23 protein-coding genes are annotated in these 25,907 nt (G+C 74.2%); 13 read left to right on the top strand and 10 right to left on the bottom strand.

What is annotated here, in order from left to right; all coding sequences use genetic code 11:
* Positions 1-54: 54 nt before the first annotated feature.
* Positions 55-2,346: a protein kinase domain-containing protein gene (locus ACIP4Z_RS32530; protein WP_355343947.1), complete on the top strand. Its 2,292-nt coding sequence runs from the start codon at positions 55-57 to the stop codon at positions 2,344-2,346.
* Between the two features lie 40 nt (positions 2,347-2,386).
* Here ACIP4Z_RS32530 and ACIP4Z_RS32525 read toward each other — a convergent pair whose 3' ends face one another.
* Positions 2,387-3,370, bottom strand: coding sequence for an Lrp/AsnC family transcriptional regulator (locus ACIP4Z_RS32525; protein WP_401313953.1), 984 nt, complete (start codon positions 3,368-3,370; stop codon positions 2,387-2,389).
* Positions 3,371-3,533: 163 nt separating this feature from the next.
* Between ACIP4Z_RS32525 and ACIP4Z_RS32520 the strand changes: the two genes are divergently transcribed.
* From ACIP4Z_RS32520 to ACIP4Z_RS32505, 4 genes are all read left to right on the top strand, one after another.
* Positions 3,534-5,039, top strand: coding sequence for an MFS transporter (locus ACIP4Z_RS32520; protein ID WP_391050138.1), 1,506 nt, complete (start codon positions 3,534-3,536; stop codon positions 5,037-5,039).
* Positions 5,040-5,218: 179 nt separating this feature from the next.
* Positions 5,219-6,364 (top strand): NAD(P)H-dependent flavin oxidoreductase, encoded by a 1,146-nt coding sequence (locus ACIP4Z_RS32515; RefSeq protein ID WP_401313951.1) that lies wholly within the window; start codon positions 5,219-5,221, stop codon positions 6,362-6,364.
* Between the two features lie 58 nt (positions 6,365-6,422).
* A complete protein-coding gene (locus ACIP4Z_RS32510) occupies positions 6,423-7,976 on the top strand; it encodes an AMP-binding protein (protein ID WP_391050135.1) in 1,554 nt (517 codons plus the stop codon).
* Positions 7,977-8,004: 28 nt separating this feature from the next.
* Positions 8,005-8,736 (top strand): alpha/beta fold hydrolase, encoded by a 732-nt coding sequence (locus ACIP4Z_RS32505; RefSeq protein WP_401313949.1) that lies wholly within the window; start codon positions 8,005-8,007, stop codon positions 8,734-8,736.
* A gap of 112 nt (positions 8,737-8,848) precedes the next feature.
* Here the strand turns inward: ACIP4Z_RS32505 and cpt are convergent, their stop codons facing one another.
* A complete protein-coding gene (cpt, locus tag ACIP4Z_RS32500; RefSeq protein WP_401313947.1) occupies positions 8,849-9,394 on the bottom strand; it encodes a chloramphenicol phosphotransferase CPT in 546 nt (181 codons plus the stop codon).
* A 128-nt stretch (positions 9,395-9,522) separates the two neighbouring features.
* On the opposite strand from cpt, the gene ACIP4Z_RS32495 reads away from it, so the two are divergent.
* A complete protein-coding gene (locus ACIP4Z_RS32495) occupies positions 9,523-10,365 on the top strand; it encodes an endonuclease/exonuclease/phosphatase family protein (RefSeq protein WP_401314070.1) in 843 nt (280 codons plus the stop codon).
* Here ACIP4Z_RS32495 and ACIP4Z_RS32490 read toward each other — a convergent pair.
* The 6 genes from ACIP4Z_RS32490 to ACIP4Z_RS32465 form a co-directional block, all read right to left on the bottom strand.
* Entirely contained in the window at positions 10,362-11,351 is a 990-nt protein-coding gene (locus ACIP4Z_RS32490) for a phosphotriesterase (RefSeq protein ID WP_401313945.1), read from the bottom strand. The genes ACIP4Z_RS32495 and ACIP4Z_RS32490 overlap by 4 nt on opposite strands.
* Positions 11,348-11,803 (bottom strand): carboxymuconolactone decarboxylase family protein, encoded by a 456-nt coding sequence (locus ACIP4Z_RS32485; RefSeq protein WP_401313943.1) that lies wholly within the window; start codon positions 11,801-11,803, stop codon positions 11,348-11,350. Before ACIP4Z_RS32485 ends, ACIP4Z_RS32490 begins: the two co-directional genes overlap by 4 nt.
* A gap of 68 nt (positions 11,804-11,871) precedes the next feature.
* A complete protein-coding gene (locus ACIP4Z_RS32480; protein WP_401313941.1) occupies positions 11,872-12,459 on the bottom strand; it encodes a DUF4865 family protein in 588 nt (195 codons plus the stop codon).
* A gap of 117 nt (positions 12,460-12,576) precedes the next feature.
* Positions 12,577-13,146 (bottom strand): TetR/AcrR family transcriptional regulator, encoded by a 570-nt coding sequence (locus tag ACIP4Z_RS32475; protein ID WP_355343976.1) that lies wholly within the window; start codon positions 13,144-13,146, stop codon positions 12,577-12,579.
* Positions 13,147-13,245: 99 nt separating this feature from the next.
* Positions 13,246-13,854 (bottom strand): isochorismatase family protein, encoded by a 609-nt coding sequence (locus tag ACIP4Z_RS32470; protein WP_401313939.1) that lies wholly within the window; start codon positions 13,852-13,854, stop codon positions 13,246-13,248.
* Positions 13,855-13,863: 9 nt separating this feature from the next.
* A complete protein-coding gene (locus tag ACIP4Z_RS32465; RefSeq protein ID WP_401313937.1) occupies positions 13,864-15,501 on the bottom strand; it encodes an acyl-CoA synthetase in 1,638 nt (545 codons plus the stop codon).
* Between the two features lie 198 nt (positions 15,502-15,699).
* On the opposite strand from ACIP4Z_RS32465, the gene ACIP4Z_RS32460 reads away from it, so the two are divergent.
* The 5 genes from ACIP4Z_RS32460 to ACIP4Z_RS32440 all read left to right on the top strand — a co-directional run bounded on the left by ACIP4Z_RS32460 (position 15,700) and on the right by ACIP4Z_RS32440 (position 20,182).
* A complete protein-coding gene (locus tag ACIP4Z_RS32460; RefSeq protein WP_401313935.1) occupies positions 15,700-16,503 on the top strand; it encodes a crotonase/enoyl-CoA hydratase family protein in 804 nt (267 codons plus the stop codon).
* A gap of 156 nt (positions 16,504-16,659) precedes the next feature.
* Entirely contained in the window at positions 16,660-17,631 is a 972-nt protein-coding gene (locus ACIP4Z_RS32455) for an OB-fold domain-containing protein (protein ID WP_391050122.1), read from the top strand.
* Positions 17,632-18,675, top strand: coding sequence for a thiolase domain-containing protein (locus tag ACIP4Z_RS32450; RefSeq protein WP_391050120.1), 1,044 nt, complete (start codon positions 17,632-17,634; stop codon positions 18,673-18,675).
* 3 nt (positions 18,676-18,678) lie between these two features.
* Positions 18,679-19,845 carry a thiolase domain-containing protein gene (locus tag ACIP4Z_RS32445; protein WP_391050118.1) on the top strand — a complete coding sequence of 389 codons (1,167 nt, stop codon included), beginning with the start codon at positions 18,679-18,681 and terminating at the stop codon, positions 19,843-19,845.
* Positions 19,846-19,942: 97 nt separating this feature from the next.
* Positions 19,943-20,182, top strand: a complete 240-nt coding sequence (locus ACIP4Z_RS32440; RefSeq protein ID WP_093716245.1) for a DUF397 domain-containing protein — start codon at positions 19,943-19,945, stop codon at positions 20,180-20,182.
* A 91-nt stretch (positions 20,183-20,273) separates the two neighbouring features.
* Here the strand turns inward: ACIP4Z_RS32440 and ACIP4Z_RS32435 are convergent, their stop codons facing one another.
* The gene (locus ACIP4Z_RS32435) at positions 20,274-20,999 is read right to left on the bottom strand and encodes a maleylpyruvate isomerase family mycothiol-dependent enzyme (RefSeq protein WP_401313931.1); all 726 of its coding nucleotides are present in this window, start codon (positions 20,997-20,999) and stop codon (positions 20,274-20,276) included.
* Positions 20,996-21,649: a pyridoxal 5'-phosphate synthase gene (locus ACIP4Z_RS32430; protein WP_355344000.1), complete on the bottom strand. Its 654-nt coding sequence runs from the start codon at positions 21,647-21,649 to the stop codon at positions 20,996-20,998. The genes ACIP4Z_RS32435 and ACIP4Z_RS32430 overlap by 4 nt, the downstream gene beginning before the upstream one ends.
* A 49-nt stretch (positions 21,650-21,698) precedes the next feature.
* On the opposite strand from ACIP4Z_RS32430, the gene ACIP4Z_RS32425 reads away from it, so the two are divergent.
* The gene (locus tag ACIP4Z_RS32425; RefSeq protein ID WP_401313929.1) at positions 21,699-22,331 is read left to right on the top strand and encodes a CGNR zinc finger domain-containing protein; all 633 of its coding nucleotides are present in this window, start codon (positions 21,699-21,701) and stop codon (positions 22,329-22,331) included.
* A gap of 562 nt (positions 22,332-22,893) precedes the next feature.
* Complete coding sequence (locus tag ACIP4Z_RS32420) at positions 22,894-25,839, top strand: ATP-binding protein (RefSeq protein ID WP_401313927.1); 2,946 nt, start codon at positions 22,894-22,896, stop codon at positions 25,837-25,839.
* The last annotated feature ends 68 nt before the right edge of the window (positions 25,840-25,907 follow it).

The raw sequence follows: 25,907 nt of genomic DNA, 5'->3' as shown, positions 1-25,907 counted from the left end.
GCGGCCATACTGGGACCGGGGAAGCACCGAGGACCACGGGGGCGGCGGCACGCGATGGCGGCTGGACATCACGACGGACACGACCAGGGACATCCACAGGGACACGGCCAGGGACGCGAACAGACCTACCAGCAGGGGCGCGAGCAGGGACACGGACCGGGACGCGGGCAGGGGAACGGCCCCGAGGGACTGGGGACCCTCATCCAGGGACGGTACCGGCTGCACGAACTGATCGGCCGCGGCGGCATGGGCGAGGTCTGGCGTGCGCTGGACGAGTCGCTGGGCCGCCGGGTCGCGGTGAAGTGCCTGAAACCGGTCGGCCACGCGGGCGACGCGGGATTCACCCGCATCCTCCAGGAGCGCTTCCGCCGCGAGGCGCGCGTCGCGGCGTCCCTCCAGCACCGCGGGGTCACCGTCGTGCACGACTTCGGCGAACACGACGGCGTCCTCTACCTGGTGATGGAACTGCTCGACGGCCGCAATCTGCTCCAGGTGCTGGACGACGCGCGGCGCCATCCGCTGCCGGTCCCCGACATCACCGACATCGCTGAACAGGTCGCGGACGCCCTCGCGTACACGCACACCCAGGGCATCGTGCACCGCGACCTGAAACCGGCCAACATCATGCGGCTCAGCGACGGCGCGGTGAAGATCTGCGACTTCGGCATCGCCCGGCTCGGCCACGACATCGGCTTCACCTCCCGGCTCACCGGCACCGGCATGGCGATGGGCACCCCGCACTACATGTCGCCCGAGCAGATCGGCGCGGTCTCCGAGGTCGACCAGCGCAGCGACCTCTACTCGTTGGGCTGCGTGCTGTACGAACTGGCCACCGGACGGCCGCCGTTCGACCTGGAGGACGCCTGGTCGATCCTGGTCGGCCACCGGGACACCGCGCCCGACCCGCCACGGATGACGCGACCGGAACTCCCCGCCGAACTGGACCGGTTGATCCTCGACCTGCTCGCCAAGGACCCGGAGGACCGCCCGCAGGACGCCGCTGACGTCGGCGGCCGGCTCAAGGCCATGCGGGCGGCGGCGGGCGCGGCCGCCGCCGAGCGTCCCTCGGCGCTGCCGTCCTGGGCCAGCGGACTGACCACCGGCTCCGCCGCGCGCTCCACCCGCGCGCACCGCATCCCCGACGCGCCGCACCACGAACTCACCGGCGCCTGGTCCACCCGCGTGGTCGTCGCCGCCGCGGGCCCCGACACCCTGGCGGCGCTCGCCGCCCGGCACACCGAGGGCATCGACCTCGGCCGGGTCGGCAACTGGCGGCAGGCGTACGACCTGCACACCTCCGTCGCCGCCGCCCGCGACCGCGCGCTCGGCACCGAGCACCCCGACACCCTGGCCAGCCGCCACGAGGCCGCCTTCTGCCTGGGCAGGCTCGGCCGCACCGAGGAGTCGCTGCGGCTGTACGAGTACATCTCGGACGTACGCCGCCGGGTCCTCGGCCCCGACCACCCGGACACGCTGGTGGCCCGGCACGAGGCCGCGTACGCGCTGGGCAGCCTCGGCCGTTACCTGGAGGCCCACCAGATCTACTCGGCCGTGCTGGCGGCGCGCGAGCGCACGGTCGGCGCGGACCACCCCGACACCCTGCACTGCAAGCACAATCTGGCCTTCAACCTGGGCCGTCTCGGCCGGACGGACGAGTCGTACGCGATGGCCGTCGAGGTCGCCGACGCCCGGGCGCGGGTGCTGGGCGCCGATCACCCCGAGACGCTGGTGACCCGCTTCGAGGTCGGCTACGCGCAGGGCCGCGCGGGCCGCTGGGCCGAGGCGCTGGCCACCTACCGCGACGTGGCCGCCGCGCGCGCCCGGGTGCTGGGCGCCGACCACTCCGACACGCTGGCCGCGCGCTACGAGACCGGCATCTGCCTCGGACGGCTCGGCCGCAGCGGCGACGCCCTCGCGCTGTACGAGGAGTTGGTCGAGGCCAGGACCAGGACCGGGGGCTCCACCGACGCCGAGACGCTGCGGGCCCGGCACGCGCTCGGGGTCAATCTGGGACGGCTCGGCCACTGGGACCGGGCGCTGGCCGAGGCGCGCGACGTGGCGGCGGTGCGCGAGCGGGTGCTGGGCGCGGAGCACCCCGACACCCTCGTCAGCAAGCGGGAGATAGCGGTGGGGCTGGGCTGGCTGGGCCGCTGGTCGACCGCGCTCGCGGTCTACCACGAGGTCGCCGAGGCGCGCGAGCGCGTGCTGGGCGCCGACCACTCCGACACCCTCACCAGTCGCAACGACGAGGCGCACTGCCTGGAACAGCTCGGCAGGACCGCCGAGGCGCAGGCCCTGTACCGCCGTGTCTCCGCCCAACAGCAGGGCGCGCCCGAGCGGTTGTGAGCGGCGGGTCCGATCCGGTCCCGGCCCCTCGGCCCCGTCCTCAGCCGATCCGGAGGGTCGCGGCGGCCTTGTAGGTGCGCAGGACCGGCGCCGTCTCGATCCGCGCGATCGGGTCGAGCGCGACCTCGCGGGTCAGATAGCGGTGCAGTTCCTCCGCGTCCCCGCACAGCGCCTGCGCGACCAGATTCGTCGGCCCGGTCGTCGCCGCGACCATCGCCAGTTCCTGGTGGCCCGCCAACTCCGTGGCGACCGCGTCCAGATGCGCGGGCTTCACCTGCATCCACAGCAGCGCAGACACGGTCACGCCCAGCACCGCCGGTTCGATGTCCACGTCGAGGAAGAGCGCGCCGCGCGTGCGCAGTTCGGCGAGTGTGCGGGCGACGGTGGCGGCCGTGGAGCCGGTCGCGGCGGCGAGTTCCGCGTAGCTGATCCGGGCGTCGTCGCGCAGCGCGTCCAGCAGGAGGCGGTCGGAGCCGGTGAGGAGATACGGCGACGCGTCCGGCTCCTCGGCGGCGCTCTCGGCGCGCAGCCGCGCCCGCTGTGCGGCGTCCAGGACACCGACCCGTCCGTGCCAGGCGGTCGGTCCGCCGACGTAGGTGTGCAGGAGGTAGTGCGCGGACACCGCGGTGATCCCGGCGGTACGGGGGATGTCGCGCAGCAGCAGCGCGTGCGCGTCGGGGCCCGCGGGCTGGGTGTGGATGATCGCGACGATCTCGGTGCCGCCCGAGGTCAGCCGTACCCACGAGGTGTCGGGGCGCCGCGCGAGGGCGACCGCGATGTCGTGCGCGGCGCGCGTGGCGGCGGTCAGCCGTACGAACCACTGGTGGATACCGGCGCTGCGCGGCGCGGGCAGCGCGACCACCCGGAGGCCCGCGTGCGCGTACAGGCGGCGGTAGCGGCGTACGACGGTCTGGGTGGAGCAGCCGAGGACGTCCGCGACGAGCGTGAACGGCGCCCGGCCGTCCACTTGCAGGGCGTGGATCAGGCCACGGTCCAGATCGTCGAGTGCGAGCGCCTTCGCCATATCAGCCGACCTCGATGGAAGTAATCATCGAATTCTGCCACGGAAATGGAAGCGGGTGCCGTACGGGCGGGACGGTGGTGGTCGTCGGTCACGGGGCCGGGGCGTCGCGAGACGGACCACGCGCACGGACGACGGACCGCGCACCCGTACGCAGGGGAGAGGCATGTCCCGCAGCACAGGACACGAGACGCACGACACGTACGACCCGCACGGCGCGCCCGCCGTGACCGGGGGTCCCGGCACGGGAGAGGGACCGGCGGCCGGTTCCGTGCCGCCGTCCGCGTACCCCTGGCGGTGGATCGCGCTGGCCGCCGTGCTGGTCGCGGAGGCGATGAATCTGCTGGACGCCACGATCGTGCAGGTCGCGGGCCCGGTCATCCACACCGACCTCGGCGGCGCGGCAGCGGCCATCCCGTGGTTCAGCGCCGCCTACACCCTCGCGTTCGCGCTCGGGCTGCTGACCGGCGCCCGGCTCGGCGACATCGCGGGCCGCCGCCGGGTCTTCCGGATCGGGGTGACGGCCTTCGCCGTCACATCGCTGGCGTGCGCGCTCGCGCCGACCCCCGAGACGCTGATCGGACTGCGGGCGCTGCAAGGCGCGGCGGCGGCGCTGATCATCCCGCAGACCTTCGGCCTGATCCGCGCGATGTTCGACGGCGACGAACTGGCCAAGGCGCTGGGCACGATCGGCCCGGTGATGGGCCTGTCCGCGGTCCTCGGCCCGGTGCTCGGCGGGGTCCTGACGCACGCCGACCTGTTCGGCTCGTCCTGGCGCGCCTGCTTCATGGTCAACGTCCCGCTCGCGGTCGTCGTGCTGGCCGTCGCGCGACGGCTGCGCGAGGACCGCGCCCCGGTCCGGCCGCGCCTCGACCCGGCGGGGACGGCGCTGGCCATGGCGGGCACCGCGCTGGTGGTGTGCCCGCTGGCCACCGGCTCGCCCGGAGCGGCCGGATGGGCGGTGGCGGCCGTCGGCGCCGCCGTACTGGCGCTGTTCGTCGTCCACCAGCGGCGCACCGCGCGCGGCGGCGGGGCGCCGCTGATCGAACCGGCCCTGCTGCGCGGCCGTGCCTTCCCCGCCGCGCTCGCCACCTCCACGCTGTTCTTCGCCGTCATGAACGGCGTCATGATCACCGTGGTCCTCCATCTCGAACTGGGCCTGCGCCGCGGCCCGCTCACCGCGGGACTGACCATGCTGCCCTGGTCGCTCGGGCTGTCCGCGGGGTCGGTGGCCGCGGGCGGCCGTCTGGTCCCGCGCTACGGGACCCGCGTCATGCACGCCGGGATCGCCTTCCTCGGCGTCGGGATCGGCGGCGCGGTCCTCGCCTACCGCTCCGCCGCGCCCGACGCGTACCCGACGGCGCTGCTGTTCGCGCTCGCCGTCGCGGGCCTGGGCACCGGGCTGTTCACCCCGCCGTTCTTCACCACCGCGCTGAGCGGCGTCGGCCGGCAGGAGACCGGCTCGGCCGCCGGGCTGCTCAACGCCGTCCAGCAACTCGGCGGCACCATCGGCGTCGCCGTCATCGGCGGCGTCTACCTCGCGGGGGACGGCACACCGCGCGCCGCCGCGCAGGCAGCCCTCGGCACCGCCGCCGCGATCCTGGCGGCGACCGCGGTCGCGGCGGCGGTGATGACGGTGCGGCGGGGCGACGAGGGCGGCGACAGCCGCTGATGTGACGGGGGGGCGGCCGGGAGTGTCGCCGACGTGACGGGGCGGCGGCCGGGAGCGCCGCCGAGGTGTGGCGCGCTCGGGCGTCGCGGCCCCGCGTGACGGGCGCGGGGTCGCAGAAATCTGACACCGCGTCAGAAAATCTCTTCCTTCTCCAGACCGGCTGCGGCATCCTGCCCCCCATGGAGACCGAGCTGAGCACACGGCTGGGCATCGAGTACCCCGTCTTCGGCTTCACGCCGTTCCCCGCGGTCGCCGCCGCGATCAGCCGCGCGGGCGGCATGGGCGTCCTGGGCGCGGTCCGCTACTCCGCCCCCGACGAACTCGCCCGCGACCTGGACTGGTTGGACGGGCACACCGACAAACTGCCGTACGGCCTCGACGTCGTGATGCCCGCGAAGAAGGTCGAGGGAGTCACCGAGGCGGACATCGAGGCGATGATCCCGCCGGAACACCGCGCCTACGTCGAGGCGTTGCTGACCAAACACGGCGTCCCCGCACTCGCCGCCGACGAGCGCGCGGGCTGGCGGATCACCGGCTGGATGGAGAAGGTCGCCCGCGACCAGCTCGACGTCGCCTTCGACTACCCGATCAAGCTGCTCGCCAACGCGCTGGGCTCACCGCCCGCCGACGTCGTGCGCCGGGCCCACGACCACGGTGTGCTGGTCGCCGCGCTCGCCGGCAGCGCCCGGCACGCGCGGCACCATCAGGAGGCGGGCATCGACATCGTGGTCGCCCAGGGCTACGAGGCGGGCGGCCACACCGGGGAGATCGCGAGCATGGTGCTCGTCCCCGAAGTGGTGCGCGCCGTCGACCCGTTGCCGGTGCTCGCGGCAGGCGGCATCGGCACCGGCGAACAGGTCGCCGCCGGGCTGGCGTTGGGCGCGCAGGGCGTCTGGCTCGGCTCGGTCTGGCTCACCGCCGCCGAGGCCGATCTGCACTCGCCCGCCCTCACCCGCAAACTGCTCGCCGCGGGCTCGGGCGACACCGTCCGCTCCCGCGCCCTCACCGGCAAACCCGCCCGCCAGCTCCGCACCGAGTGGACCGACGCCTGGGAGGACCCGGCAGGCCCCGGCACCCTGCCGATGCCGCTCCAGGGCCTGCTGGTCGCCGACGCCGTCTCCCGCATCCAGCGCTACGAGGTCGGCCCGCTGCTCGGCACACCGGTCGGCCAGATCGTCGGCGCGATGAACCAGGAGCGCCCCGTCCAGGCCGTCTTCGACGACCTCACGCGCGGCTTCGAGCGCGCGATGGACCGGCTGAACCGTATCGCCGGACGCGGCGCGCGGGACGGCGCCGCCCCCGGCCCAGGGCGTGACCGGCGCTGACCGCCCGCACGCGCAGAACAGATCTGCTCCGGCAGACCCGACCGCTGAGGAGGACCGGATGAGCACGTCCACGCCCAACGGCTTCTGGGCACAGGCCGAACAGGACCCCGGCCGTACCGTTCTCACCGCGCCCGACGGTGAGCAGTGGAGCGCCGAGCGGCTGCACGCGGCGTCCAACCGGCTCGTGCACGGGCTGCGCGCGGCCGGATTGGAGCCCGGCGACGCCTTCGCCGTCGTCCTGCCCAACGGCGTCGAGTTCTTCACCGCCTATCTCGCCGCCTTCCAGGCCGGTTTCTACCTGGTGCCCGTCAACCACCACTTCGTGGCCCCCGAGATCGGCTGGATACTCGCCGACTCCGGCGCCAAGGTGCTCATCGCGCACGAGCGCTTCGCCGAGGCCGCCCGCGAGGCGGCCGACGAGGCGGGGTTCGCCTCGGACCGCCGGTACGCGGTCGGCGACATCGACGGCTTCCGCCCCTTCGCCGACCTGCTCGCGGGACAGCCCGCCACCGCGCCCGACGCCAGGACCAGCGGCTGGGTCATGAACTACACCTCGGGCACCACCGGCCGCCCGCGCGGCATCCGCCGCCCGCTGTCGGGCAAGCCGCCCGAGGAGACGTATCTCGGCGGATTCCTCGGGATCTTCGGGATCAAGCCCTTCGACGGCAACGTCCACCTCGTCTGCTCACCGCTCTACCACACCGCCGTGCTCCAATTCGCGGGCGCCGCCCTGCACATCGGGCACCCGGTGGTGCTGATGGACAAGTGGACGCCGGAGGAGATGCTGCGCGTCATCGACCGCTACCACTGCACGCACACGCACATGGTCCCCACGCAGTTCCACCGGCTGCTGGCCCTGCCGGAGGACGTACGGGGGCGCTACGACGTGACGTCCATGCGGCACGCGATCCACGGCGCCGCGCCCTGCCCCGACCACGTCAAGCGGGCGATGCTGGAGTGGTGGGGCCCGTGCGTGGAGGAGTACTACGCGGCCAGCGAGGGCGGCGGCACCTTCGCCACCGCGCGGGAGTGGCTGAAGAAACCCGGCACCGTGGGGCGGGCCTGGCCGATCAGCGAGATCGCCGTCCACGACGACGCCGGGAATCTGCTGCCGCCCGGCGAGGTCGGCACCGTCTACATCAACATGAAGACCGGCGGCTTCAGTTACCACAAGGACGCGGCCAAGACCCGGTCCAACCGGATCGGCGACTTCTTCACCGTCGGCGACCTCGGCTATCTCGACGAGGACGGCTACCTCTTCCTGCGCGACCGCAAGATCGACCTGATCATCTCCGGCGGCGTCAACATCTACCCCGCCGAGATCGAGGCCGCCCTCCTCACCCACCCCGCCGTCGCCGACGCCGCCGCCTTCGGCATCCCGCACGACGAGTGGGGCGAGGAGGTCAAGGCCGTGGTCGAGGCCGCACCCGGACACGAGCCGGGACCGGCGCTCGCCGACGACATCCTCGAACACTGCGGCCGGAGACTGGCCGGGTACAAGCGGCCCAAGACCGTCGACTTCGTCGCCGAGATGCCCCGCGACCCCAACGGCAAGCTGTACAAGCGACGGCTCCGCGAGCCGTATTGGGCCGAGCGCGAACGCCCGCTGTGAGCGGCCCGCGGCACCGTAGCCTCGGCGTATGGGTGAGATTCTGAACGTCGAGGCGAACGGTGTGCGGCTCGCCTACGAGGTGGCCGGTCCGGCGGACGGGCCGCCGCTCCTGCTGCTGCACGCGCTGGGCGAGGACCGTACGTCCTGGCGTGCGGTGTCGGACGCGCTGGCCGCCGACGGCTGGCGCGCGTACGCGCCCGACCTGCGCGGCCACGGCGCGAGCGAACGCCCCGGCACGTACTCCTTCGAGCTGCTGCGGGACGACGTGCTCGGCTTCCTCGACGCGCTGGGACTGGGGCGGGTGACGGTGGTCAGCCACTCGCTGGGCACGTTCGCCGCGTCGCTGGCGGCCATCGCGCGGCCGGACGCCGTACGGCGGCTCGTACTGGAGGAGGGCCCGCTGCCCTTCCCCGCCGACCCGCCGCGCCCCGTCCCGACCGAAGCCCCCGAGGAGCCGACCCCGTACGACTGGCGTCTGCTGCCCGCCGTCGCGGCGCAGCGCAATGACCCCGACCCGGCCTGGTGGCGCGATCTCACCGCGATCACCGCGCCCACCCTGCTCGTCGCGGGCGGCCCGAGCAGCCACCTGCGCCAGGACCAGCTCGCCCGGGTCGCGGGCCGCATCCCCGACTGCCGCCTGGTCACCATCGAGGCCGGTCACATGATCCACGACGACCGCCCGGCCGAATTCCTGCGCGAGGTGCGGGCCTTCCTGTCCCCGGTCCCGGCCGGTCGGCCGGCGGACGGGGCGCGGGGCTGAGGCCCGACGAGTACGGTCAGTGCCTTCCGGCGACGGGAACCGCGCCGCCTGACACCGTGGCCGACGGGCGGCGTGGCCGTCGTGGGTGCCCGGTGCCGTCGTCCGGCGGCGGTCAGCCGGTGACGCGGGCGGCGATCGTACGGGCGCAGGCCAGCGACGGCGTGCGGCTGCTGTCGACCTCCAGGTCGTAGCGCACACCGCGGTGGACGAGGTCGGCCTGGGAGCGGGCCATGCCGGTGGCGCGGTCGCCGCGGGCGGCCTCGCGGGCCGCCGCCACCTCGGGGTCGCAGCGCACGCCGACCCACAGGACGTCGAGGCCGGTCAGGGCGGTGCGCCAGCGCTCCTGGGAGTCGGGCCCGCCGAGGAAGACCTCGTCCACGACGATCCTGGCCCCCGCGCGGGCCATCGCCCCGATGCCCCGCGCCCAGGCGATGTCCAGCAGCCGGAAGTCGTCGCCGACCGACACCGAGCCGTCGGGTCCGAAGCCGATGCCGCCCTCGGGGTCCTCCGAGGTGCGCATCGCGGCGGGCAGCGCGTCGACCAGGGTGTCGCAGCCGAAGGTCAGCCAGGGCCGCGGCAGCACATCTTGCAGGCAGCGGGCGATCCTGGACTTCCCGGAACTCGATCCGCCGTTGAGAATGATCACCTCAGTGGACATCCCGACACGGTAGGCGCGGCGAGGGGAACCGGCGAGTGGATATCGGCAGCGGCCCGGACACGGGCTTCGACGGCGGCTCCAGCAGCGGCTCCGGCAGCGGCTCCGGGTCGGCGGACACCACCCGCGTCATGACCTGGAATCTCTGGTGGCGGTTCGGGAACTGGCGCGAGCGGCGGGACGCGATCGTGCGGACGCTGGCCGAGGTCCGGCCGGACGTCGTGGGCCTCCAGGAAGTGTGGGGGAGCGCGGACGAGAATCTGGCCAGGTGGCTGGCGGACGAGCTGGGCATGGAGTGGGCCTGGTCGCGCGCCCCGGTGCAGGACCGCTGGCACGGGCGCAACGGCGGTGACACCACCGTCGACGTCGGGGTCGCGGTGCTCAGCCGCCACCCGATCCTGGAGACCGCCGAGCGTCGGCTGCCCGCGGGCTCCGCCGCCGACGACGGCAAGACGGCGCTGCACACGCTGATCGACGCGCCCGGCGGCCCGCTGCCCTTCTTCACCACCCACCTCAACTCCGGGGCCGCCGACTCCGCGGTCCGCTGCCTCCAGGTGCGGGAGCTGGCCGCCTTCGTGGCCGAGCGGTCGACCGGCGGGCATCCGCCCGTCGTCACCGGGGACTTCAACGCGGAACCGGACTTCGACGAGATCCGGCTGATGGGCGGCTACCGGACGGCGCCCGCCGTTCCGGGGCTCGTGCTGGTCGACGCCTGGCGGTTCGCCGACCCCGCCCTGCCGAACGGCACGTGGGACATCACCCAGCAGGACGCGGCCAACTTCGGCAACAGGCCCACCTGCCTCGACTACATCTTCGTCGGCATGCCGACGGCCGGGGGCACGCGCGGCGCCGTCCAGCGCGCCCACCGGGCCGGTGACCGCCCGGTCGACGGCGTCTGGCCCTCCGACCACGCGGCCGTGGTCGCCGACCTGGCCCAGGGCGCGGCGACCGGCGGCCGACCGGACCCGCGCTAGGGCCTGTCGGCGCCCGTGGTCCCGCCCCCGTCGAGCCATTCGGCGGACAGCGCCCGCGCCGGGTTTGTCACGAAGACCGCCTCGGCCGCCGCTGTGCCCAACTCCCTTTCCAGGCGCGGCCGGAGCGTACGCAGGAGGTAGGGCAGCCCCGGACCGCCGCCGGTCGAGGAGCGGGCGGCGGCCGTCGTGGTGTCGCCGCCGAGCAGGAGCTGCGCGGTGTGGCCGGCCTCGGCGAGCGCGACCATGCAGTCGATCAGCCGCCAGTCGGTGGCGTGGTTGGCGCGTGAGGGGCCGTCGAAGGCGAGGAACGCGCCGGAGGCGGCCAGTTCGCGGTGGACGCCCGGATCGGGGAAGCGGTTGAGGTGGCCGAGCAGGACGCTGGCGGTGGGCACGCCCTCCTCGCCGTGGAGTACGCCGAGGACGTCGACCGCGGCGGTCCCCAGCTCGTGGTGGACGCCGATCGGCGCACCCGTGGCGTGGTGGGCCTCGGCCGCGGCCGCCAGGACCCCCCGGGCGTGGCCGTCGAGGCCGTGGAACATCCCGGCGACCTTGATCATGCCCGCCCTCGCGGTGCCGCGCGGGCCGTCCGGGTCGTCGCCGTCGAGCAGCCCCCGGGTCAGCTCGGCGGTGAAGAAGGCGGCCAGGCCGTCCGCGCGCAGCCGTTCCACCAGCTCGGGCGCGTAGTGGGCGGCCTGGTGCAGTCCGGTCGCCGCCACGACGTGCACGCCCGAGGTCCGCGACAGCGCGGGCAGCTCGGCCGCTCGCCGCCCGAGGCCGAACGGCGTCCACTGGGCGACCGCCGCCCCGCCGAGCGCCCGGAAGGCGGCCAACTCGGCCCCGGCCGCCGCCGGATCGTCCAGCTCCTGTCCGGCGAGCGCGGGCATGCGCAGGAAGAGATGGTCGTGGGCGTCGCACGCCCCGAGCCGGTCGGGCGCGATGTCCCCGAGGACCGTACGCACCGCCCTCGTCCCGGACCGCCCGCTCATCGCGCACCGCCCGGCGCCGTGCCGTCGGCGTCGCCCGCGCCGCCCGCGTCGTCCGTGCCGCCCGCGCTGCCCGGGCCGTCCGCGAAGACGCCGGCCGCCACCCGCAGCCCGGCCAACGCCCTCGGCACGCCCGCGTACGGTGCGAGGTGCACCATCACTTCCACGATCTCGCGTGGGGACATGCCGATCCGCAGGCTGTTGCGGACATGGTCGTCGAGCTGCGGCTCGACCCCGCCGATCGCGGTCAGCGCCGCCAGATTGGCGATCTGCCGGTCCCTCAGGGCCAGCCCCTCGCGCTGGTAGGTGCCGCCGAAGAGGGCGGTGACGATCCAGTCGGGGAAGCCGGGGGCGAGCGAGTCGAGGCCGGTGAGGGTGGACTCGACGGTGGAGGGGCCCGCCATTTCGGCCAGCAGCCGGTAGCCCGCGTCCCGGTCGATCGTGCTCGGCGTCATCGTCGTAGGGGCCGCAGGGACCGTAGGGACCGTTGGGGATGTACGCGCCGTATCAGCCGTAGGGGTGGTCACCACTGCTGTCCCGTCTCGATCGTGTCCAACTCCGGTGCCGACAGACGCAGCACCTCGTACCGCTCCTCGCCGGGAGCGGGCGGGGCCGTCTGTTCCCACAGGGTGAAGCGCAGCAGCTCCCACCGCCGGGGGTCGACGGCGAGCGCGACGCTGTGCGCGCCGGGGCGTGCGGCCAGCTCCGGCAGTTCCGCGAGCGCGGCACTGATCACGGCGGCGGGCTCGGCGCCCGGGTCCAGCGGCCACGCCCGCCTGGCCGCCGCGCGCGGAACGGCGCCGAAGGACGGTCCCCGCGCGAAGCCGAGCCCGGTCCAGTGCTCGACCACCGGCCGTCCGAAGTCGCTGACGATCCCCTGGAATCCGGGACCCCACAGGAAGCCGTTCATGCCCTGCGGGGTGTTCCACAGATAGAACGGGGCGTACTGGTTGACCGGCGAGTCCTCGACCCCGCGCTCACGTATGAGGTACGCCTTGGCGCCCAGGCCGGGGAAATCGTCCAGGAGGTGGCCGCGGGTCGCCACCCGGTGCCGGATGATCCCCATGTCGTAGTCGGCGGGCAGGGTGATGCGGTAGTTCATCGCGTGCATGGTCGGTGGCTCCCCCATGAGTGCCGCGGCGCCGCCTCGGAGCGGTGCGCCGCCGTCGTGCGGCGGGACGGGTCCCTGTCAGGTGTCGGGTCGAGAAGCGGCGCAGGGCGGCGGTGGTCAGGACGCCGTACGCGCCGCCGTCAGCAGCGCCGTGGCACCCCGTACCGCCCGGTCGAACGGCTCCTGCGAGTCGGCGGCGCGGGCCAGGACGTAACCGCCCTGGACGACGGCGACTATCGCGGCGGCCGTGTCGTACGGATCCAGGCCCGGCCGCAGCTCGCCGCTGTCCATGCCGTCGGCGATGATCCCGGCGAGCCGGTCGCACAGCCAGCCGAAGGTCTCCGCCACCGGCTGTCGCAGCTCCGCGCTGTCGATGACGTCCGGGTCCATGGCCATCCGGCCGACCCGGCAGCCGCGCAGGGCGTCGCGCTCGCGCAGCAGATACGCCAGCGCCTTCTCCACGGCCGTCTCGCCGCCCGCCAGTTGCTCCTCGGCCTGCGCCCTGAGCTGCGCCGCGCTGCGCCGCATCGCGGTCACCGCCAGGTCCGGCTTGCCCCGGAAGTGGTGGTACATGCTGCCCTGCCCGGCACCCGCCCGGTCCTGTATGGCCTTCGGGCTGGTCCCGACATAGCCCCGCTCCCAGAGCAGCTCCTGGGCGCTCTCGATCAACCGCTCCGCCGTGTCCATGGAACCGAGTGTACATACTAGTAGGTACAGAAACCAGGGTGAAAAAGAAGGCGGCGGGCCACCCCGCCGCCACTCCTAGGTTCCCCAAGACCGGCGGGTTCAGCCGGGACCGGCGAATTCCACCTCCGCGGCGGAGACGACGGTGCCGAACCGGGGGAAGTCGAGGGAGACCGTCGCCCGGTGCTCGGCGGCGGTGAGGCCGGACATCGCGTCCTCGGCGAAGACCAGCCGGTAGCCGTGGTCGGCGGCGGCCCGCGCGGTGGACTCCACGCCCATGTTGGTGGCTATCCCGGCCAGGACGAGGGTGTCGATGCCGCGCTCCTGGAGCCGGTCGTGGAGGCCGGTGTCGTGGAAGGCGCCGACGGTCCGCTTCACGACGAGCAGGTCGCCGTCCCGCGCCACGCCCTCCACCAGGCCGCTGCCCGGCGGCTGTTCCGCAGGGCCGGTGCGCTGCGCGCGGACGGCGACGACCGTCGCGCCCGCGTCCCGGAAGGACGCGGCGAGGCCGCACGCGGCGGTGAGCACGTCGGGCCCGCTGTGCGGAGCCAGGGGTAACGCGACGATCCGGTCCATGAGGTCGACCAGCACCAGCGCGGTGCGGGCCGGATCGAGGCCGGGAGAGAGCGGGGACAGGGCGGAGTGCGGCGCATGCGGCGACTCGCGGCCGGAGTTCCGCCCGGCGCCGCGTTGGTGATCATGTACGGTCATGATCGGACCCTACCCGCCGGATCCGGCCCCCTGTACGACGATCGAACGGGCCCACCGGTAGTCGGCCTTGCCGCTGGGGGAGCGCTGGATGCGGTCGGTCACCACCAGACTGCGCGGAATCTTGTACCCGGCCAGCCGCGCACGGCAGTGCGCCTGCACGTCCTCGAGGGTGAGCGGGTCCGCCCCGTCCCGCGGCTGCACCACCGCCGCCACGCGGTGGCCCCAGCGCTCGTCCGGCACCCCCGCCACCAGCGCGTCGTAGACGTCGGGATGCGCCTTGAGCGCCTCCTCGACCTCCTCCGGATAGACCTTCTCGCCACCGGTGTTGATGCACTGCGAGCCCCGCCCGAGCACCGTCACCACGCCGTCCTCGTCCACGGTGGCCATGTCGCCGAGCAGTACCCAGCGCTCGCCGTCCCGCCGGAAGAAGGTCGCCGCGGACGCGGCGGGGTCGTTGTAATAGCCGAGCGGTACGTGGCCGCGCAGCGCGATACGGCCGGGCGCCGCTCCGGTCACCGGTTCGAGCGTGGCCGGGTCGACCACCGCGATGTGCGAGTCGACCGAGATGCGGAAGCCGCGGTCGGGGCCCGCGTCGGCCGTCGCGGTGCCGTTGAAACCGGACTCCGACGAGCCGAAGTTGTTGAGGATCAGCACCCCGGGCACCAGCGACTGGAACTGGTCCCTGACCGTTTGCGACATCACCGCGCCCGAGCTGGACAGGGTGAACAGCGAGGAGCAGTCGGTGCCTTGGAGCGGTCCGGCCAGCGCGTCGGCGAGCGGCCTGAGCATCGCGTCGCCGACCAGCGAGACACTGGTGACCCGTTCCTTCGCGATGGTGCGCAGCACCTCCTCCGGCACGAATTTCCGGTGGATCACCACCTTCTGGCCGAAGTGGAAGCCGATGAAGGCGGTGAGCGTGGACGTGCCGTGCATCAGCGGCGGGGTGGGGAAGAAGACCAGGCCCTCGCCGCCGGCCGCGACCCGCTCCGCCAGCTCCTCCGGCCGTTTGACCGGCTCGCCGGTCGGGGCGCCGCCGCCCATCCCCGAGAAGAACAGGTCCTCCTGACGCCACATCACACCCTTGGGCATGCCGGTCGTGCCGCCGGTGTAGATGACGAACTGGTCGTCGGCCGACCGCGGGCCGAAGTCGCGTAAGGACGATTCCGCGGCCACCGCGTCGGCGAACTCCACCGTCTCCAGGGCGGATTCCGCGTCCTCGGCGGCGGGCGGGCCGCCCACCCGGATCAGATGCCGCAGCCGGTCGGCTTGCGGCAGGGCCGCGGCCACGCGGTCGGTGAACTCGGCGTCGAAGACCAGCGCCGCGAGGTCGGCGTCCCGGTAGAGGTAGACCAACTCCTCGGCCACATAGCGGTAGTTGACGTTGACCGGCACCAGGCGGGCCTTGAGGCAGGCGTAGGCGGTCTGGAGGTATTCGACCCCGTTGTAGAGGTGCAGTCCGACGTGTTCGCCGGGGCGCAGGCCGGCCGCGAGGAGGTGGTGGGCGAGCCGGTTGGCCGCCGCGTCGAGTTGCGCGTACGTCAGCCGCCGCTCGGATCCGGTGCCCGGGTGGTCGACGTACACCAGCGCCTCCCGGTCCGGTACGGCGTCGACGACCGACTCGAAGAGGTCGGCAAGGTTGTACTCCACGGCGTCTCCCGTCCCGCGCGGTCCCGCGTCGGTCGTCGGTGAAGGTGAAGTGGCGGTGGGCTCGCGGTCATTAGAGCGGTCCGGGCGTGCGGTGGGAAGGGCTCCCGTCCAACAAATCTGACGAGTAGTCAGAAAACCCTTGTCCCCGGCCTGCGGCTACTGCAACCTGTTCCAGTACCGGACGGAAGGAGCACCGTGATGGGCGGTACGGAACACCTCACCGTGGAGCGTGCGGGCGCCACCCTCGTCCTCACCCTGAACCGGCCGCGGGCGCGCAACGCGTTCTCGCTGCCGATGCTCGTCGGGCTGTACGACGGCTGGGTCGAGGCCGACGAGGACGACGCGATCCGCTCGATCGTGCTGACCGGAGCGGGCGGCGCCTTCTGCGCCGGGATGGACCTCAAAGCGCTGTCGGAGGGCGCCGACGAGACCGCCACGCGGGCGCGGGCCCGGCTGAAGGACGACCCCGATCTGCACTGGAAGGCGATGCTCCGGCACCACCGGCCGCGCAAACCCGTGATCGCCGCTGTCGAAGGACCGTGCGTGGCGGGCGGCACCGAGATCCTCCAGGGCACCGACATCCGGATCGCGGGACGGAGCGCGGTCTTCGGCCTGTTCGAGGTCCGTCGCGGCCTCTTCCCGATCGGCGGCTCGACCGTACGGCTCACCCGGCAGATCGCCCGCACCCACGCGCTGGAGATGCTGCTCACCGGCCGCCCGTACAGCGCCGACGAGGCCCGCGACATCGGCCTGATCGGCCATGTCGTGCCCGACGGGACCGCGTTGGACCGGGCGCTGGAGACCGCGGAGCTGATCAACGCCAACGGCCCGCTCGCCGTCGAGGCCGTCAAGGCCAGCGTCTACGACACCGCGGAGTTGCCCGAGACCGAGGGGCTGAAACTCGAACTCGAGCGCGGCTGGCCGCTGTTCGCCACCGCCGACGCGAAGGAAGGACCGCGCGCCTTCGCCGAGAAGCGGCAGCCGGTCTTCCGCCGCGCCTGAGCCCCGTTCCCTGAAGCCTGGCCCCTGAAGCCGGGCACCTGAACCCCCGGCGCCTGAAGCCGGGCGCCTGAACCCCCCGGCACCGGACGCCCAGCGCGCTCGGACAGCCACCGCGCACCACCCCCGACGAGCCGCCCCACCCCAGGAGGCCAGCCCATGACACCAGGCCACGCACCGGACGTGCTCAGCGCCCCGCTCGTCGTGGAATTCCCCTTCACCCGCTCGCTCGGCCCCGTGCAGAGCGCCTTCCTCACCGGGCTGCGCGAGCGCACCGTGCTCGGCGTGCGGACCGCCGAAGGCCGCGTCCTCGTACCCCCCGTCGAGTACGACCCGGTCACCGCGGCCGAGGTGCGCGACCTGGTCGAGGTCGGCGCCACCGGCACCGTCACCACCTGGGCCTGGAATCCCGACCCGCGCCCCAACCAGCCGCTGGCCACGCCCTTCGCCTGGGTCCTGGTCCGCCTCGACGGCGCCGACACCGCCCTGCTGCACGCGCTCGACGCCGCCGCGCCCGAGGACGTCAGCACCGGCATGCGCGTCGCGATCCGCTGGGCCGGGCAACGCCAGGGCGCCATCACCGACATCGCCTGCTTCGAGCCGTACGACGACGGCCGTACGCGCGGCGCGGCCACCGCCCACGACGGCGTCTTCACCGACCCCGTCACCGGCATCGTCGCCCCCGCCCGCCTCGACTACACCTACTCGCCCGGCCGCGCCCAGACCGGCTACCTGCGCGCCGCCGAGGACCGGCGGATCGTCGGCGAGCGCTGCCCGTCCTGCCGCAAGGTCTACGTCCCGCCGCGCGGCGCCTGCCCCACCTGCGGCGTCGCCACCGCGGAAGAGGTCGAGGTCGGTCCGCGCGGCACGGTCACCACCTTCTGCATCGTCAACATCAAGAGCGCCCATCTGAAGGCCATGGACATAGAAGTCCCGTACGTCTACGCGCACATCGCGCTCGACGGCGCCGACCTCCCGCTGCACGGACGGATCGCCGGAATGCCGTACGACCAGGTGCGGATGGGCCTGCGGGTGGAGGCGGTCTGGACCGAGGGCGGACGCTACCCCGACCACTACCGCCCCACCGGGGAACCGGACGCCGAATACGACACCTACCGGGAGCTGGTCTAGATGCCCGACGTCGCCATCGTCGCCTTCGCGCAGTCCCGCCACCGCGCGCGCACCGACGAGGTCTCCGAGGTCGAACTGCTGATGCCCGTCCTGCACGACGCGCTCGGGCAGACCGGACTGGCCACCAGTGAGATCGACTTCACCTGCTCGGGCTCCGCCGACTACCTCGCGGGACGCGCCTTCTCCTTCACCATGGCGCTGGACGGCGTCGGCGCCTGGCCGCCGATCTCCGAGTCCCACGTCGAGACCGATGGCGCCTGGGCGCTGTACGAGGCGTGGGTGCGGATTCTCACCGGGGAGGCCGAGACCGCGCTCGTCTACTCCTACGGCAAGTCCTCGCCCGGCGACCTGCGTTCGGTCCTCACCCGGCAGCTCGACCCGTACTACATGGCGCCGCTGTGGCCCGACTCCGTCGCGCTCGCCGCCCTCCAGGCCCGGGCGCTGATCGACGCGGGAGCCACCGACGAGCGCGAGCTGGCCGGGATCGCCGCCCGCAGCCGCGCCGCCGCCCGCACCAACCCGAACGCGCAGCTCACCACCGCGCCCGCCGCCGACGACCCCTATGTCGTACGCCCGTTGCGCCGCGCCGACTGCCCGCCGGTCGGCGACGGGGCCGCGGCCGTGGTGCTCGCGGCGGGGGACACCGCCCGGCGGCTGTGCGCGCGGCCCGCCTGGATCCGGGGCATGGACCACCGCATCGAGGCGCCCTCGCTCGGCGTACGCGACCTCACCGACTCGCCCTCGACGCGGCTCGCGGCCGAGCGGGCCGGGGCTTTCGACGCGCCCGTGGACACCGCGGAGCTGCACGCGCCCTTCACCTCGCAGGAGGTCGTCCTGCGCAGGGCGCTGCGGCTCGGCCCCGACGTGGCCGTCAACCCCTCCGGCGGGCCGCTCGCCGCCAATCCGATGATGGCCGCCGGGCTGATCAGGCTCGGCGAGGCGGCGGCCCGTATCCACCGCGGCGACTCGGACCGCGCGCTGGCCCACGCCACCTCGGGCCCCTGCCTCCAGCAGAATCTCGTGGCCGTCCTGGAAGGGGAGTAACCCATGCCCAAGGAGCCCGTGGCCGTCGTCGGCGTCGGCCAGACCAAACACGTCGCCGCGCGCCACGACGTGTCCATCGCGGGACTGGTCCGCGAGGCCGCCCGCCGCGCGCTCGACGACGCCGAACTGGACTGGGCGGACGTCGACGCCGTCGTGATCGGCAAGGCGCCCGATTTCTTCGAGGGCGTCATGATGCCGGAGCTGTATCTGGCCGACGCGCTCGGCGCGGTCGGCAAACCGATGCTGCGGGTGCACACCGCGGGTTCGGTCGGCGGCTCCACCGCGCTGGTCGCCGCAGGACTGGTCGCCGCACGTGTCCACCGCACCGTGCTGACCGTCGCGTTCGAGAAGCAGTCGGAGTCCAACGCCATGTGGGGCCTGTCGCTGCCGATCCCCTTCCAGCAGCCGCTGCTGGCGGGCGCGGGCGGCTTCTTCGCACCGCACGTGCGCGCCTACATGCGCCGTACCGGAGCGCCCGCCGCCGTCGGCTCGCTGGTCGCCTACAAGGACCGCCGCAACGCCCTGCTCAACCCCTACGCGCACCTGCACGAGACCGACATCACCCTGGAGAAGGTGCGCTCCTCGCCGATGCTCTGGGACCCGATCCGCTACTCCGAGACCTGCCCGTCCTCCGACGGCGCCTGCGCGATGGTGCTCACCGACACCGCGGGCGCGGACCGGGCGCCGCGACCGGCCGCCTGGATGCACGGCGGCGCCATGCGCAGCGAACCCACGATGTTCGCGGGCAAGGACTACGTCAGCCCGCGGGCCGGCCGGGACTGCGCGGCCGACGTCTTCCGGCAGGCCGGGATCACCGCGCCGCGCCGCGAGATCGACGCCGTCGAGATGTACGTGCCCTTCTCCTGGTACGAGCCGATGTGGCTGGAGAATCTGGGCTTCGCCGACGAGGGCGAGGGCTGGAAACTCACCGAGTCCGGCGTCACGGAGCTGGGCGGCGACCTGCCGGTCAACCCCTCGGGCGGCGTGCTGTCCACCAACCCGATCGGCGCGTCCGGCATGATCCGCTTCGCCGAGGCGGCCCTTCAGGTACGCGGCGAGGCCGGGGAGCACCAGGTCCCCGGCGCCAGGCGGGCCCTGGGACACGCCTACGGCGGCGGGTCGCAGTTCTTCTCCATGTGGGTGGTGGGCAGCGAGCCCCCCACTACCTGAAGTACACCGTGCGCCGGGTGGTTTCCGCGGACTTGTGCGGGCTCCGGATCCGGTGGATAGGCTGGAGGACGGACGACGACGTAGGAGGAGAGCGGACGTGGCCGAAAGCACCATCGGACAGCCGTTGGCCAACGGGAAGAAGCCGCAGGTCGACTTGACGGACGCGGAGTGGCTTTCCAGCAGCCAGGGCACCGGCGACGTACAGATCGCCTTTGTCGAGGGCTACATCGCGATGCGGGACGGGCGCAACCCCGACGGGCCCGCCCTGATCTTCACCCCCGCCGAGTGGCGCGCCTTCGTACTGGGCGCGCGGGACGGCGAGTTCGACCTCACCTGAGCGCAGCACGGGCGGACGGCATCGGCCGCCGCCCACCCGCGGCCGGGAGGCTTCCGCCGCCCGCCGCGGGTCACCGTGGTCAGCGGGCCCGCTACGGCCAACTGCCCAGCGTCGGCAGCGGATCGCCGGTCAGCGCCCGCGGCGGCACCCGTCCGGCCAGCCAGGCCGCCAGGTCGGTCAGCCGACCCCGTACGAGCACGGGTGTGCCCTGGCCCCGCGTGAACGACCAGGTGTCGTCCGCCGCGTGCCCCGGCGTGCCGAGCGTGAGCCGTATCCCGTCCGGCACCCGCGCGGACAGGAAGTCGACCAGGTGCGTACACAACTCGGGGGACCAGTCCGCCGGGGTCGGGCCGAGCAGCGCGTCCGCCGTGTGGATCTCCAGCTCGCGCCACCAGGCGAGCCCCGCCGTGGTCACCGTGCCGTCGCGGTAGCTCACCGGCCGGTCCCAGTCGTCCGGGCCGACCGCGGCCCAGGACGCCTCGATCTCGTCCAGCGCGTCGCCGAGCGCGGCGGTCAGCACCGGTGCGGAGCGGCCGTGCCCGGCCTCGATGGCCGCGTCCCGGCCACTGCGACCGCCGTCGTACACCTCGATCAGCTTGCCGCGCAGCGCGTAGCGCGCCTGCCGGGCCAGCGCGAGGCCGACGCCCTCGATATGCGTCAGGACATGGCCGCGGGTCCAGCCGGGCAGCGCGCTGGGGGCGCGGACGGCGGCGTCGTCGAGACCGTCGAGCAGTGTGCGCAGCCGGGTCTGCCCCGCGTCGAGCACGGCCGCGAGCGCGGGTCCTCCGGCCGTCGGGCCGGTCGTGGGTCCGGTCACGGCCACAGCAGACCTCGCTCCCAACCACCTTCGGTGCGGACGTAGTTGACTCTGGTGTGTCTGCGGTCGCGGTCGCCCTGCCAGAACTCGACACTGTCCGCGCGCAGCGTGTGGAGCGCCCAGCCGGGGGCCACCAGGTCCGGGTCGCGCTCGATCCGCCCCGCGGCCTCCCGCACGGCCGCGTCGCGGGTGGCGAGGTCGGTCAGGGGTGCGCTCTGGCGGCCGAGCAGCGCTTCGGCGCGGGCGCCGGGGGAGCGGGCCAGGAAGTCCGCCGCGCTCGCCTCGGGGCCCGCGGTCTCGACCCGGCCGCGAATCCGCACCTGGCGGGCGAGCGGCGACCAGTAGAAGGTGAGCGCCGCCGCGGGGTGGGCGGCCAGTTCGCGGCCCTTGCGGCTGCCGGTGTCGGAGGCGAACTCCCAGCCCGCCGCCGACACGTTCTTGACGATGAGCACGCGGGCGGCGGGGTCGCCGTCGGCGCCCAGCGTGGAGACCGTCATGGCGTGCGGCTCGCGGACCCCGGCCGCGACGGCCGCCAGCAGCCACTCGATGAACAACTCATGCGGATCCGCGGGCAGTTCCGCGATGTCGAAAGGCGGCAGGTCGCCGTCGAACACATCGAGACCGCGCAGGATCTCGCGGAGGTCGGACACAGGTACCCCCTCAGTCGTTAATGGCTTATGGCGACGATAGCATTAGGACATGACCGGTGATCATCTCGCGCTCGACCTCGCCGTCACCATCCGGCACGACGGCCACGGCGGCGTCGCCGACGACCTCGCGGACCCCGCCGGGCTGACCCGGTGGGTGCGCGAGCACGCCGACGCGCTCAGCGGCGTTCTCGGTGAAGTGCCGGGCTCGGCGGCGCGGTTCACCGCCGACGAGGCCGCGCGCACCGCCGTCGTCGAGGTGCGTACGGCGGTCCGCGCGCTCTTCGCCCGCGCCGTGCTGCCCGGTCCGCCCAGCCGCGCGGACGCCGGACGACTGCCGTCGGCCCGGCAGGCGCTCGACCGGCTGAACACCGCGTCCGCCCTGGTCCCCGTCGCCCCGCGCCTGGACTGGCCGGACGGCGCGGAACCCGCGGCGGCTCACACCGTGTCCGACGACGCGGCTCCGGCCGACCGGCTGGCCGCCGCCCTCGCCCGCGCCGCCATCGCCTTCCTCGCCGGACCCGAGCGCGCGCTGCTGCGCGCCTGCCCCGCCCCGCGCTGCGTCCGCTACTTCGTCAAGGAGCACGCCCGTCAGGAGTGGTGCAAACCGTCCTGCGGCAACCGCGCCCGCGTCGCCCGCCATCACGCGCGGCAGCGCGAGGAGCGGGCTGGGCAGGGGAGTTGACCGGAGCGAGGGGGTGACGCGCGGATCGAGCCGGTGTGCGCGCCGAGTCGAGGCCCGCGTCGAGTCGAGGCCCGCGTCGAGCTGAGGCGCGGGGCGAGTTGGGGCCCGCGCCGGATTGAGGTGCGCGTCGAGTTGGGGCCCGCGCCGGATTGAGGTGCGCGGCGAGCCGATGAGCGAAAGACGCCGACATCCCGCGGGGGCTGACGCGCGCACGAGGGGCGTGCGGCAGGACCCACGGACGAGACGGCGCGTTACGGCGGGTAAGGGGGGCGCACATGGGGCGCACGGGTGCTCCAGTGCGGTGCGGGGACTGCGGTGCCTGGTGGGACGACCGTCTCGCGTGGCAGTCTCGCCCGTGTTGGGCGGCGGGAAGATCTCCCAGGTCGCCGCCGCTCCCGCCGTGCCGGTCACGTCCCCTGCCAGTGGCGAACCGGCACGGCCGTCCCCCTTACACAGCGGAGCCGACGGCGTACGCTGTGAGGCCACCGGTCGGCTGTCCGTCCTGCACGTCCCCGCATGTCGTGCGCCGGGCGCACACCACCGGCAGGCAGGGGGGTTGACCATGTCGCAGCGCCACTCGCGCAACCGGCGCGCGCTGCTCGAACGAGACGCCGAACTCGTCGCCGTGGACGAGGCGTTGAGCGATCTCACCGGCTTAGGCGCCGACGACGACGCCGGTACGGACGCGGGCACCGCCGCGCGCCCCGCCGAACGGCACGGCGGGCTCATCGCCTTCGCCGCGTCCGCCGGCCTCGGCAAGACCACACTGCTCACCGAAGTACGCCGCAGGGCCGCGGAACGCGGCTGCACCGTACTGTCCGCACGCGGCGGCGACCAGGAGCAGCAGGTCGCCTTCCACGTCGCGCGGCAACTGCTGCAACCCCAGCTCGTCGGAGCCCCGGAGACGGAAATCCGCGCCAGGCTCGGCAGTTGGTACGGCATCGTCGGCCCGGCCCTCGGACTGTGCACGGCGGAAGGCGCCGCCCCCGACCCGCAGGGTCTGCGCGACGGCCTGGACTGGGTCCTCACCCACATCGCCGTCCAACGCGCGCCCGTCGTACTGGTGTTGGACGACGCGCACTGGGCCGACCCGCAGTCGCTCAACTGGCTCGCCGCCTTCGCGCCGCGCGCCGACGAACTGGCGCTGCTCATCGTCGTCGCCTACCGGCCGGACGAACTCCCGCCAGGCGCCGAGTCGTTCCGCGGCCTGCCCGGCCGGGCGGGACACCGCCCGATCGGCCTCGAACCGCTCACCGCGACCGCCATCCGCCACCTGATCAGGGAGTCGGTCGGCGCGCACGCCGACGAGGCGTTCTGCCGCGAGTGCTGGGCGGTCACCGCCGGAAACCCCTTCGAAGCCGTCGAGTTGGCTGAGAAGGTCCGCGACCGGGGGCTGCGCCCCGACGAGTCCAGCGCCCACCTGCTGCGCGACCTGGCCGCCGCGGCCAAGGGCAGCGGTCTGATCGCCCGGCTCGAACGCCTGGGCCCCTCCACCGTCCGCCTCGCCTGGGCCGCCGCCGTCCTCGGCACGGAGATCTCCCCGACGCTGGCCGCCACCGTCGCGGGACTCGGCCGCGAGGAGGCCGCCGACTGCGCCGACCGGCTGCGCGACGCCCGTATCGTCACCGGCAGCGGCACCCTGGAGTTCGTCCACCCGCTGATCGCCACCGCCGTCTACCGGGCGATCCCGGACGCCGTACGCGTCGCCCTGCACGGCCAGGCCGCCTGGTCGGTGGTCGACGAGGGCCTCGGCCCGGCCGCCGCGGCCCGCCACCTGCTGGAGACCCACCCCGAGGGCGACCCCTGGGTGGTCGCCCAACTGCGCGCCGCCGCACGGGAGACGCTGCGCGCGGGCGCCCCCGAGGCGGCCCGCGCGTACCTGGGCCGCGCCCTGCGCGAACCCCCGCCGCCCGAGGACCGGGCCGCCGTGCTCTACGAACTGGGCTCCGCCTCCCAGCTCCTGGAGCCCTCGGTCACCGTCAACCACCTGCGGGCCGCGCTCGAAGAGCCGATCACCGACCCCGAACTGCGCGACGGCATCGTCTTCCGGCTCTCCCAGTCCCTCGCCCACAGCGACCGGCTCGGCGAGGCCGCCGACGTCGTCGCGCACGCCGCCCGTACCGCCACCGGCGCCCGCACCAGGCTGCGGATGCAGGCGGAACAGTTCATGTGGGACGCCTTCCGCGCCGACGAACCCGACTCGCCCAGCCGCTCCCGGCGGCTGGCCAGGCTCGCCGACCGGCTCACCGGCCGCGACCTCACCGAGCGGTACATCATCGGCCTGCGCGCCTGGGACGCCACCTTGCGCGGCGAGCCCACGACCACCGTCCTGCACCACGCGGGCCGCGCCCTGGACGGCGGCCTGCCCTGGGCCAACGAGGGCTGGGGCTTCGAGGTCCCCGTCCTGGTCGCCATGACCTACATGTACGCCGACCAGCCGGGCCGCGCCGAGGAGCTGTTCACCACCGGCATCGCGGGCTTCGAGCGGCACGGCTGGCGCGGCGCCCACCTGTCCTTCGGGTATCTGCTGCTCGGCTACCTGCGCTACCGCCGCGGGCGGCTCGCGGAGGCCGAGGACTTCGCCCGCGACGGGCTGCGGCTGGCCGAGCGGGTCGGCCGCGGCACCCCCGTCCAGTGGTACTCGGTGGCCGTCCTCATCGAGATCCTGCTGGCCCGCGGCCGGACCGAGGAAGCCGTCGCGCTCGCCGCCGCGTACGACTTCCGGGAGCCGTTCCCCGCGGCCGTCACCTTCCCCGACGCCCAGGCCGTGCACGGCGAACTGCTGCTCGCCCAGGGGCGGTACAAAGAAGCCGTCGCCGAACTGACCGGCGTCGGCGGCAGGCTCGACCCGCGCGGGATGCGCAACCCCGCCTGGAGCCCCTGGCAACTGCACCTCGCGCTCGCCGAGGCGCACGACACCCCCGACCGGGCCAGGGCGACCGCGCTGGACGCCGTCGCCCGCGCCCGCCAGTTCGGCGCCGCCTCCGCCGTCGGCCACGCGCTGCGGGTCGCCGCCGAGGTCACCGGCGGCCCGGACGGGCTGAAGCTGCTGGAGGAGTCCGTCGACCGGCTGGAGGAGTCGCCCTCCGCGCACCAGCTCGCCTGCTCGCTCGTCGCCCAAGGCGCCGCGCTGCGCCGGGCGGGACAGCCAGAGCGAGCCGCGGAACAGCTCCACCGCGGACTCGACACCGCTCGGGCGTGCGGCGCGGACGGACTGGCCGACCGGGCCGGCCAGGAGCTGGAGCTGGCCGGGCTGCGCCCGCGGCACCCGCACTCGGCCGACTCCGACGCCCTCACCGCCCGCGAGCACGCCGCCGCCCTGCGCGCCGCACAGGGCGAGGACCACCGCCGGATCGCCGCCGCCCTCGGCACCGGCGAGCGCGAGGTCGTCCGCACCCTGAACGCCGTCTACCGCAAGCTCGGCACCGACCCCACCGGGCTGCCGGAAGCCCTGCGCAAAACCCCCGCGGCGCCCGCGCCGCCGGACGACGACGCCTACGGCCGCTGACGGCCGGGGGAGCGGCCCGGGGGCGGCCCGCCGTACGGGATCGCACCGGCCGGGGCGGCACGCGACCA

This window comes from Streptomyces sp. NPDC088910, from assembly GCF_044749865.1.
Classification (GTDB): Bacteria; Actinomycetota; Actinomycetes; order Streptomycetales; family Streptomycetaceae; genus Actinacidiphila.
Note: the sequence above shows the minus strand (reverse complement) of the source record. Positions and strands in the feature narration are given on the sequence as shown.

Coding starts and splice junctions, on each gene's coding strand:
- ACIP4Z_RS32530 (WP_355343947.1), top strand. CDS start 55: ATGGCGGCTGGACATCACGACGGACACGACCAGGGACATCCACAGGGA.
- ACIP4Z_RS32525 (WP_401313953.1), bottom strand. CDS start 3,370: ATGGCGAAGGCGCTCGCACTCGACGATCTGGACCGTGGCCTGATCCAC.
- ACIP4Z_RS32520 (WP_391050138.1), top strand. CDS start 3,534: ATGTCCCGCAGCACAGGACACGAGACGCACGACACGTACGACCCGCAC.
- ACIP4Z_RS32515 (WP_401313951.1), top strand. CDS start 5,219: ATGGAGACCGAGCTGAGCACACGGCTGGGCATCGAGTACCCCGTCTTC.
- ACIP4Z_RS32510 (WP_391050135.1), top strand. CDS start 6,423: ATGAGCACGTCCACGCCCAACGGCTTCTGGGCACAGGCCGAACAGGAC.
- ACIP4Z_RS32505 (WP_401313949.1), top strand. CDS start 8,005: ATGGGTGAGATTCTGAACGTCGAGGCGAACGGTGTGCGGCTCGCCTAC.
- cpt (WP_401313947.1), bottom strand. CDS start 9,394: ATGTCCACTGAGGTGATCATTCTCAACGGCGGATCGAGTTCCGGGAAG.
- ACIP4Z_RS32495 (WP_401314070.1), top strand. CDS start 9,523: ATGACCTGGAATCTCTGGTGGCGGTTCGGGAACTGGCGCGAGCGGCGG.
- ACIP4Z_RS32490 (WP_401313945.1), bottom strand. CDS start 11,351: ATGAGCGGGCGGTCCGGGACGAGGGCGGTGCGTACGGTCCTCGGGGAC.
- ACIP4Z_RS32485 (WP_401313943.1), bottom strand. CDS start 11,803: ATGACGCCGAGCACGATCGACCGGGACGCGGGCTACCGGCTGCTGGCC.
- ACIP4Z_RS32480 (WP_401313941.1), bottom strand. CDS start 12,459: ATGCACGCGATGAACTACCGCATCACCCTGCCCGCCGACTACGACATG.
- ACIP4Z_RS32475 (WP_355343976.1), bottom strand. CDS start 13,146: ATGGACACGGCGGAGCGGTTGATCGAGAGCGCCCAGGAGCTGCTCTGG.
- ACIP4Z_RS32470 (WP_401313939.1), bottom strand. CDS start 13,854: ATGACCGTACATGATCACCAACGCGGCGCCGGGCGGAACTCCGGCCGC.
- ACIP4Z_RS32460 (WP_401313935.1), top strand. CDS start 15,700: ATGGGCGGTACGGAACACCTCACCGTGGAGCGTGCGGGCGCCACCCTC.
- ACIP4Z_RS32455 (WP_391050122.1), top strand. CDS start 16,660: ATGACACCAGGCCACGCACCGGACGTGCTCAGCGCCCCGCTCGTCGTG.
- ACIP4Z_RS32450 (WP_391050120.1), top strand. CDS start 17,632: ATGCCCGACGTCGCCATCGTCGCCTTCGCGCAGTCCCGCCACCGCGCG.
- ACIP4Z_RS32445 (WP_391050118.1), top strand. CDS start 18,679: ATGCCCAAGGAGCCCGTGGCCGTCGTCGGCGTCGGCCAGACCAAACAC.
- ACIP4Z_RS32425 (WP_401313929.1), top strand. CDS start 21,699: ATGACCGGTGATCATCTCGCGCTCGACCTCGCCGTCACCATCCGGCAC.
- ACIP4Z_RS32420 (WP_401313927.1), top strand. CDS start 22,894: ATGTCGCAGCGCCACTCGCGCAACCGGCGCGCGCTGCTCGAACGAGAC.